The following is an 8,797-nucleotide window of genomic DNA, read 5'->3' as shown; positions in this document are numbered from 1 at the left end:
GGCCGCCCCCGCGGCCGAACCCGCCGGCGCGGTCCCGGCCGGCCCGTCGGCCGACGCCGTGATGGCCATGTACCAGGACCGCGACTACGAGGAGGTCAAGCTGGACGGGATGCGCAAGACCATCGCCGCCCGCCTGACCGAGGCCAAGCAGACGATCCCGCATTTCTACCTGCGCCGCGAGATCCGGCTCGATCCGCTGTTGAAGTTCCGCAGCCAGCTCAACAAGCAGTTGGAAGGCCGGGGCGTGAAGCTGAGCGTCAACGATTTCATCATCAAGGCCTGCGCGCTGGCGCTGCAGGCGGTGCCGGATGCCAACGCCGTATGGGCGGGCGACCGCGTGCTCAAGCTGACCCCTTCGGACGTGGCCGTTGCGGTTGCCATCGAGGGCGGGTTGTTCACCCCGGTGCTCAAGGATGCCGAGATGAAGTCGCTGTCGGCCCTGTCCGCAGAGATGAAGGACCTCGCCGCGCGGGCCCGCGACCGCAAGCTCAGCCCGGATGAGTATCAGGGCGGCAGTTTTGCCGTTTCCAACCTCGGCATGTTCGGCATCGACAACTTCGACGCGGTCATCAACCCGCCGCATGGGGGCATCCTTGCCGTGGGCGCGGGGGTGAAAAAGCCGGTCGTGGGCGAGGATGGCGAGCTGACGGTGGCCACCGTGATGTCGGTGACGCTGTCGGTCGATCACCGGGTCATCGACGGCGCGCTCGGCGCGCAACTGCTGGACCAGATCGTGCAGAACCTGGAGAACCCGATGGTGATGCTGGCCTGATCGAGGCCTTTCGCGCCCCGCTCCAGGCCCCGCGGACACGCCGGTTCGCGGGGCTTTTTTTCGGCTTGATCTGGCGCAAGGAAACCGCCGCCGCAGCCGTCTAGGCGAAGGCAAACCATGACAGGAGACCGCCCGATGGACTGGAAAGCCGCGCTTGCCCATACCAGCAAGATCCTCAACCCGTTTCGCAGGGAACACCCGGAGGTGGCGCGCGGGTTTCACGACCTGCACAACGCGGCACTGGCCGAGGGCGCCATGAGCACCAAGGACAAGGAACTTATCGCGCTGGCCATCGGGGTTTCCAAGCAGTGCAACGACTGCATCGGTTTTCACGTGAAGGCGGCGATCCGCGCCGGCGCGACGCGCGACGAGGTCGCGGAAACCGTCAATGTCTGCGTTCTGATGAATGGCGGGCCGGGCTACATGTACGGGGTCAAGGCGATCGAGGCCTACGACCAGCTGGCATGACGCGATCGTGAATGGCTTTGTGGTGCGTGGCCGCCACGATGCGGGCCCGTTGGGCGGCGGGCCGCCTCGACATCGCGGTTCCCGGGGCATACCTTTGTCGCGGGTCCGGCGGCACAAGGACGGTACGATCATGACAGTCGTGAAGACAGCGGCTCTTGGCCTCGCGGCGGCGCTTTCCATGGCAGCCGCGGTGATGACGCCGCGCGTTGGCGCGGCGCAATCGACGGATGCGCTTGCCACGCGGAACACCTTGACCGAAACCGCCGCCATGGAGGCCGAAGCGGCCCGCGGCGCGGTCAATATCCGGCGTGTGCAACCGCCGGTGCTGTTCGATAAATCCTTCCGCGATGCCTCGGCCCGGCGCCATGCCGAGGATATCGCGGCGCTGACGCAGGCCTTTCTCGACCTCGGCCCGGGCGTCGACCCCGACGAGGCCGCGCGCGCGGCGCGCGTGGTTTACACTTACGTCGACCAGCTGGTCGTGGAGTACGAGATCGAGGATCCGCCGCTGGTGCACAACACCAAGGTCAATTTCGGGGAAAAGCCGCGCGGGCTGTGCTGGCACTGGGCGCACGATCTGGACATCCGGCTGCAGATGGAACGGTTCCGGACCCTCCAGATCCATCGTGCAATCGCCAACTACAACAACCTGCGCCTTGAGCACAGCGCCACGATCCTGGGACGCAGGGGCGACCCGATGGAGGAGTCGATCGTGCTCGATCCGTGGCGCAATGGCGGAGAGCTGTTCTGGGAAATCGTGCGGAAGGACACCCGCTACAACTGGACACCCCGCGCCGAGGTCTTTGCCTACAAGCGCGAACTGAAGTCCAACCGCGCCAGGGCCGAGACGCGCAGCCACGCCGATAGGTAACCCCGCCGCCGCCCCCGGACGGGCGCGGCGCCGGCAGCTCATCCGCCCTGCCGGCGGACCCGCTGCGGCAGGGTGCTCCAGTCGCCGGATGTGCCGTCGCCCAATTGCCCGTTATTGTTGTTGCCCCAGCAGAAGGCGATCCCGTCCTCGCGCAGCGCGCAGCTATGCGAGTTGCCCGTCGATATCCCGGTGACCCCGCGAAGCCGACTGACCCGCTCCCTGAACGCGCTGTTCTCGAGCGTGCCGTTTCCAAGCTGGCCAACGTCGTTCAAACCCCAACAGAACAACAGGTTCTTGTCGGTCCGGGCACAGGTATTCTGATCGGCCGCGGAAATGGCCGTGACGCCCGGCAACCCGCTGACCCGTGTCCGGGTCAAACGGTCCTCGGTGGTGCCGTCGCCGATCTGGCCGCTGAAATTGGCCCCCCAGCAAAAGGCCACGCCATTGTCGCGCAGGGCACAGCTGTGACCGCCGCCTGCCGTGACCTGGGTCACGCGGCCAAGCAATTTGACCGCCACCCGGTACTTCCGGATATCGTCCGTTCCGTCACCCAGCTGGCCGAAGGCATTCCATCCCCAGCAAAAGACGCGCCCGGTCGATTTCAGCGCGCAGCTGTGCGATGCCCCGGCAGCAACCTGCGTGACGTCACCGATGTATTTCACCCTTACGGGCGAACGTCTTTCAATGCCGCCGCCATCACCCAGCTGTCCGTTTCTGTTGTAGCCCCAGCACGACACGCGGCCGTTTTCCTCCAGCGCGCAGACATGGTTCCTGCCACTGGCGATCTGCGTCACATCGGCAAGCTGCTGAACACGGACATTGAGCAGCCGGGTTTCATCCGTGCCGTCGCCGAGCTGCCCCAGCCGGTTGTCGCCCCAGCAGAACACACGGCCCGCGTTGTTCAACGCGCAGCTATGCATGAGCCCGATGGATATCTGGGTGATATCACGCAGCTGCTTGACGCGGGTCGGAATGGTCCGCGCCTGCGTCGTTCCATCACCCAGTTGGCCGTATTCGTTCTGCCCCCAGCAATAGACGCTCCCCGCCGCAACCAGCGCGCAGCTGTGATTGACGCCGGTATCCACCTGAATCACCGGGCTGTCACCCGTGAGGTCGATCAAGCTCGCGGCGTCCGGGGCTTCATTCACGGCAACGGCCGGCGCGCCTTGTGTTTCGCTCAGGGCCGCTGCCCATACGGGTGCCAGCGCCAGCATCGCGGCCAGCCCGAAAAACCGGAATTTCGGCATTTTGTTGTTCCTTGCAAATTACTTGGTCAGACAACAAAGCAAGGCACAACGAAAATTGTCAACGTGTCTAGGCAGGGCGTCCCACCGGCGTGGCAGAAATGACGCCCCGCTGGCCACTCTCGGTTCCGACATGCGACAGCCGCCTCCGCACCACCCCGCTCGATGCCGATCCGGCTGCCTGTCTCAGCCCTCGTCGTCGTCGCTGCCGCGCACGCCCAGAAGCTGGTCCATCGCGACCGAGGGCTGGTCGCACCCCGCTTCGCCGACGATCTTGGCCGGCACGCCCGCCACGGTCTTGCAGGGCGGCACCTCCTGCAGCACCACCGACCCGGCGGCGATGCGGCTGCACTTGCCGACGTTGATATTGCCCAGCACCTTTGCCCCGGCCCCGATCAGCACGCCGTCACCGATCTTGGGGTGACGATCCTGTTCTTCCTTGCCCGTGCCGCCAAGGGTCACGGAATGCAGCATCGAGACGTTGTCGCCCACCACCGCGGTTTCGCCGATGACGATCGAATGCGCGTGATCGATCATGATGCCCTTGCCGATCCGGGCCGCCGGGTGAATGTCAACGCCGAATACCTCCGAGGCGCGCATCTGGAAAAAGCGCGCCATGTCGCGGCGACCCTGGTTCCACAGCCAGTTCGCCACGCGATAGGCCTGCACGGCCTGGAAGCCCTTGAAAAACAGCATCGGCAGGATGAACCGGTCACAGGCCGGATCACGGTCGCTGACCGCCACGATATCGGCGCGGGCCGCCACGCCAAGATCGCTGTCCCCGGCATAGGCCATGTCGCAGATCTCGCGCAGGATCTGTTCGGACATCTCGTTGGAGGTCAGCTTCATCGACACGCGGTAGGCCAGCGCCGACTCCAGCGTTCCGTGGTGCAGGATCGAGGAATGAACCACGCCGCCCAGAAGCGGTTCGTGGTCGATGGCCTCTTCCGCCTCGGTCTTGATGCGGGCCCAGACCGGGTCCAGTTCTGCGAGTTTCTTGCGCGTCTCGGCCATGGCATTGCTCCTCCGGCGTGGACCTGAGTATACCAGATAGGCATATACGGTAAAATGCAAAGGCGTGATCGCGAGGTTTACCGAAATGAATGAGCCGGCTCTGAACGAGTTCCGCGACCTGATCGAGACGCGGTTGCGCGATCTCGACGAGGAAGACACCAAGGGAGAGGAGGGGCAGTCGACCGTGCAGCTTGACCAGCAGGCCGTTGGCCGGCTCAGCCGGATGGACGCGCTGCAGAACCAGGCAATGGCCAAGGCCACCGGCGCACGGCGGAAAGCGGAACGCGCCCGCCTGACCGCTGCGCTCGCCCGCATCGAGGAGGGAGAGTACGGGGTCTGCGAGGATTGCGGCGAGGATATCGCGCCCGGCCGGCTGCGGCTCGATCCGGCCGCGACGCGGTGTGTCGAGTGCGCCGGCGGCTGACCCCGTCAGGCCACCAGCGCCAGGCGGGCGAACCTGCCAGGCCCGTAAAGCGCCGACACCTGAGCAACCCTCAGCTCGAAAGCGCCCGACAGCCCGTCGGCGGCCTGCGCGGCCGCGCCGTAGACCCATCGCGGCTCCGCAACCGTTTCTTCCCGCAGGACGGTCGCCCCCTGCGTCACCTGCACGAGGTACCGCTCCGTTTCCTCTCCGATCGGAACCTCGGCCGTGTCCCAACGGTCACCACCGATCCGCGTACGCCGGATCCAGTGGAACGCCATCTCGTCGCCCGCCACGCCGGACACCGTCAGATGCACCGGGCTGTATGGCCTCAGGCCGACACCGCCGAAGGTGAGCGCCGCGTGAACATATGCGGGATCGTCCACCGGCCGCGACGCTGGTCCAACGCGGTAGTGCCGCTCCAGCCCGAGTTGCGCTTCGTGCAGCCCGATCTGCCGCGGGGTGCCGTCGAGACGCACCACGTAGGAACCCACCGGCCAGATCGATGTCGTTTCCGTTCCCAGCTGACCGCGGAGACGGTGACGGATCTCGTAGGTGTCCACGTCGACCAGCGTGGCATCGCGGAACTGCAAGAGCTCCCACCCCTCCGGCCGGCCGTCGCCGATCGCACACAGGTTCCCGCCGCCAAGCAACCTGGTTTCCCCCACGCTTTCCAGAGCGCCCGTCAGCATGCGCACCCGCAGCGGCGCCCCCCTGTCATACCGTCCGCTCGGCGCAGGCAGGAGCGGCGTTTCCGTCAGGCCGATAGGGGTGCGCGCCGCGAGTATCTGGTCAAGGGCGTACCCCGCATCCTCGTCGGAGGCATAGACCGCCGCCGCCCCGGGCCATGGCCGCGCAGTGACCGCGACATGCGGGGCGTGCGGAACTTCTTCCCCTGTCAGCAGGGGCAGGTCCATGAACACCGGCATCACGGGGGCCGGGGCATCAAAGGCATGAGAGGACGGCGGTGTCTCGTCCATCGGCACGGGGCGATAGCTCTCGGGCTCGATGCGGACGGCCTCCAGCCTCTGGGCATGTGCCATCATCTCGACGCGGTCCACCCGGTAGAGCCCCTCGCCGCCCGCCTCCTCCAGCGCGATGACGTCGCCCGCGCCCACGTCCAGCCGCGAGCGTGGCAGCGTCAGCCGCGCGGAATCCGTCGATACACGCGTCTCCGACAGCCAGCGCGCGACGGTCTGCCGCCCCTCGGCCCGCGTCATGGCCAGCGGGATCTCGGACGTCGAAACGGTGGACGCGTCACCGTCCGGCAGCGCCGCCTCCTCGGAGATCACGGAAAAATCGGAACCGGCCTCGATGAAACGCAACCGCACCCGCCCTGCCAGCTCGGCGGCGCTACCGCGCACTTCCTCCACCGGCCCCTCGCGTTCCGGGTCGCGCACGACCTCGTCGCGGCCGATCGCGTGATCGGCCAGCCCGTCACGCCCGCGGAAGTGCAGCGCGCCGCCACGGTCCACCGCGTCGAAGGCATAGCGCATCGCCAGCGGCTGCAAAACGGCACGCGGCTCTGCCACCTGCTCCACGAGATAGCCGCGCACGTGCCCGTGCAGCCCATCCGTCTCACAGGCCAACACGCCACCGCGTGCGCAGCTTTCCTCTATCACGGTGGCCAGCCGCCACGCCGAAACCCGCCCCGTTATCCAGTGGCCGCGCAGATGGTTCGCCCCATCGGTCCAGAGCGCCGTGTTGTTGGGGAAATAGGGATAGGGCCGCGCGTCCCACGCCCATGCATAGGCATGGTCCATGTCCAGCATCGGCCCCCCATACACCGCCGACACCGGATTGTTCCCCGGATCGCGCCAATACCCGGCAATGGCCCGCAGGTACTGGTACTGGATCAACTCGTCCTGCATCCCGCTGGAATAGTGCGGCAACGCCGATTCCGACGACTTTTCGTCTAGGAACTTGTTGGGCTGGTTCGTCCCCTTGTCCACCGCGGGACAGCCGTACTCGGTAAACCGCACCGGCTTGGACTGCGGCACCCACGGACTCGCCTGTTCGGATCGCACCCCCGCGACCCTGTCATGGTGGGGGGTGGCCCACCAGTTGCGGATGTCCTTGTACCGCCAAACCCACGGCTCGCCATGCGCGCCGTCAGTGATCGGCGTGCGGATCTGGGCATCCCGGGCTTGGTCGGAATGGTAATACCAGTCATACCCCTCGCCACCCTCGATGTTGGCCATGAGGTATCCCAGATCATGGATGGCTCCCCAGTGCGCATCGGCGTGGTCCGTGCCCTCGCGCCAATCGCTAAGCGGCATGTAGTTGTCGATGCCGATGAAATCGATGTTGTCGTCGGCCCACAACGGATCGAGATGAAAGAAGCGGTCGCCGCTGCCGTCCCCCGGCTGGTAGCCGGAATACTCCGACCAGTCGGCGGCATAGCTGATCTTGACCTCGGGGCCGAGAATGGCCCGAACCTCCGCGGCGAGGGCAACCAGATGGGCCACCGCCGGAAAGCTGTTGTTCTCGCCCCGTATCTGGGTCAGCCCGCGCATCTCCGACCCGATGCAGAAGCTCTCGACGCCGCCCGCGGCAAGGCACAGCATCGCCTGGTGCAGGATGAAGCGGCGGTACCCCCATTCATCCGGGCCATCATAGGCCACGGGGCTGCGCTTGACCGGGCCGGTATAGTCCAGCGGATCGAAGCGGGCGTTCTCGCCGCCCTCCGCGGTCTCGTCCTCGCCGCCCGCGTCGAGCGAGAAATCCGCAGCCGTGGCCGTGCCGAAGAACGCGTCCACCTCGGCTGCTGCCGCCGCGGTCCCGTCGGGGCTCCCCGGCCGGCCCGGCGCCTCGGACGTCGTGATACGCCCCCGCCATGGCAACGCGGGCTGGTCCGCCGCGTCGCTGTAGGGGTCGGGCAACCCGTTCCCGGCAAGCTGGTCCATCAGGATGAAGGGATAGTACATAACCTCCAGCCCCTCCGCCTTCATCGCCTCGATCGCCTCGATGACGGACTGGTCGGTGGGGGTGCCGCCATAGACGGGGCGCCCCTCGGCATCCTGGGGCACCAACCGGGCATCCGCGCGGCCCAGCCCCGCGACCTGCCATGGCCGGCTGAACCCGTCGGCGGTGTCGTCTTCGACCTTCGGTCGTATCGTGCAGGCTGCGCAACGCAGGTCATCTCCGAACCAGCTCACGACCAGCGACACTGCCCCGCAATTCGGCAGCTCCCCCTGCAGATCGGCCAGCGCCACGTTGAAATCGGGCTCCGCCGCCGGCGTGTTCACGTTGGCTGCCGCGCTGTTGCCAAACTGGCTGCCCACGTTTTCCCGGCCCGTGGACAGCACGTATTCACCGCTGCCCGGCAGCAACGCCACGGCGCGAACCGAGTGCGCGGGGTCCAGCTGGGCCCCGGCCAGCCCCGGCTGCGGCGGTCGCACGACCTCGAACGTGAGCTGCGGCACGCGGTTGCCGAATTCCGACAGCTCCAGATCCTCGATCACGACATAGGCCGTGCCACGATAGGCAGGCACGGTTCCCGGCCCCTCGACCGCTTCGATTTTCGGATCGGGGAGTTGGTCGCGCGTGCCATTGTAGACCCGCATGGTCAGGTCGCTGCGCGGCATTTCCACCCCGTCGGCCCAGATTCGCGACACGTGGCTGATCTCGCCCTCGCACAACCCGATGGCGAGACTGACCGAATAGGTGTACCTGGCCTGTTTCGGCTTGGGCGGCCCGCCCTTGCCACCGCCGGTCACGGTCCGGGTCTCCTTGAACGCGCTCGCCCAGATGACGTTTCCGGCCACGCGCATCCGGCCCTGCACGCGCGCGATCGCGTCGCCCTCCCCGGCCCCCGTGAGGCGCAGGCGACTCACCCGGCCGATCTCGACTGGGTCCGAGCCGAGGCCGAGCAAGCGGCTGTCAATCGACCGGCCGATCGCGGCCCCGGCAAACCGGCCGACGGCCGCCATCGACAGTCCCAGAACCGTGCCGCCCATCGAGCCGCCGATCGCGGCCCCTGCGGCGGACAGTAGTATCGTTGCCAT

7 protein-coding genes are annotated in these 8,797 nt (G+C 67.0%); 4 read left to right on the top strand and 3 right to left on the bottom strand.

Going from position 1 to position 8,797, the window contains the following annotated elements; genetic code table 11:
* The 3 genes from ACH13J_RS09225 to ACH13J_RS09215 all read left to right on the top strand — a co-directional run.
* Positions 1-772 (top strand): 2-oxo acid dehydrogenase subunit E2 (locus tag ACH13J_RS09225; RefSeq protein ID WP_397543036.1); only part of this gene is annotated, 772 nt, incomplete at its 5' end.
* Positions 773-907: 135 nt separating this feature from the next.
* Positions 908-1,240 carry a carboxymuconolactone decarboxylase family protein gene (locus tag ACH13J_RS09220; protein WP_397543035.1) on the top strand — a complete coding sequence of 111 codons (333 nt, stop codon included), beginning with the start codon at positions 908-910 and terminating at the stop codon, positions 1,238-1,240.
* 130 nt (positions 1,241-1,370) lie between these two features.
* Positions 1,371-2,111: a hypothetical protein gene (locus ACH13J_RS09215; protein WP_397543034.1), complete on the top strand. Its 741-nt coding sequence runs from the start codon at positions 1,371-1,373 to the stop codon at positions 2,109-2,111.
* A gap of 38 nt (positions 2,112-2,149) precedes the next feature.
* On the opposite strand, the gene ACH13J_RS09210 is transcribed toward ACH13J_RS09215, so the two are convergent.
* Complete coding sequence (locus ACH13J_RS09210; RefSeq protein ID WP_397543033.1) at positions 2,150-3,358, bottom strand: RCC1 domain-containing protein; 1,209 nt, start codon at positions 3,356-3,358, stop codon at positions 2,150-2,152.
* A 183-nt stretch (positions 3,359-3,541) separates the two neighbouring features.
* Positions 3,542-4,369, bottom strand: coding sequence for a serine O-acetyltransferase (cysE, locus tag ACH13J_RS09205; protein ID WP_397543032.1), 828 nt, complete (start codon positions 4,367-4,369; stop codon positions 3,542-3,544).
* A gap of 85 nt (positions 4,370-4,454) precedes the next feature.
* Between cysE and ACH13J_RS09200 the strand changes: the two genes are divergently transcribed.
* Complete coding sequence (locus tag ACH13J_RS09200; protein ID WP_397543031.1) at positions 4,455-4,793, top strand: TraR/DksA C4-type zinc finger protein; 339 nt, start codon at positions 4,455-4,457, stop codon at positions 4,791-4,793.
* A 5-nt stretch (positions 4,794-4,798) separates the two neighbouring features.
* Here ACH13J_RS09200 and ACH13J_RS09195 read toward each other — a convergent pair whose 3' ends face one another.
* On the bottom strand, positions 4,799-8,797 hold the full coding sequence (locus tag ACH13J_RS09195) for a baseplate multidomain protein megatron (protein ID WP_397543030.1): 3,999 nt from the start codon (positions 8,795-8,797) through the stop codon (positions 4,799-4,801).

Origin of the sequence: Roseovarius salis, from assembly GCF_044472985.1 — a bacterium.
GTDB lineage: Bacteria > Pseudomonadota > Alphaproteobacteria > Rhodobacterales > Rhodobacteraceae > Roseovarius > Roseovarius salis.
This window is presented reverse-complemented; position numbering and strand designations above follow the sequence as displayed.

Coding starts and splice junctions, on each gene's coding strand:
- ACH13J_RS09220 (WP_397543035.1), top strand. CDS start 908: ATGGACTGGAAAGCCGCGCTTGCCCATACCAGCAAGATCCTCAACCCG.
- ACH13J_RS09215 (WP_397543034.1), top strand. CDS start 1,371: ATGACAGTCGTGAAGACAGCGGCTCTTGGCCTCGCGGCGGCGCTTTCC.
- ACH13J_RS09210 (WP_397543033.1), bottom strand. CDS start 3,358: ATGCCGAAATTCCGGTTTTTCGGGCTGGCCGCGATGCTGGCGCTGGCA.
- cysE (WP_397543032.1), bottom strand. CDS start 4,369: ATGGCCGAGACGCGCAAGAAACTCGCAGAACTGGACCCGGTCTGGGCC.
- ACH13J_RS09200 (WP_397543031.1), top strand. CDS start 4,455: ATGAATGAGCCGGCTCTGAACGAGTTCCGCGACCTGATCGAGACGCGG.
- ACH13J_RS09195 (WP_397543030.1), bottom strand. CDS start 8,797: ATGGCAACGATACTACTGTCCGCCGCAGGGGCCGCGATCGGCGGCTCG.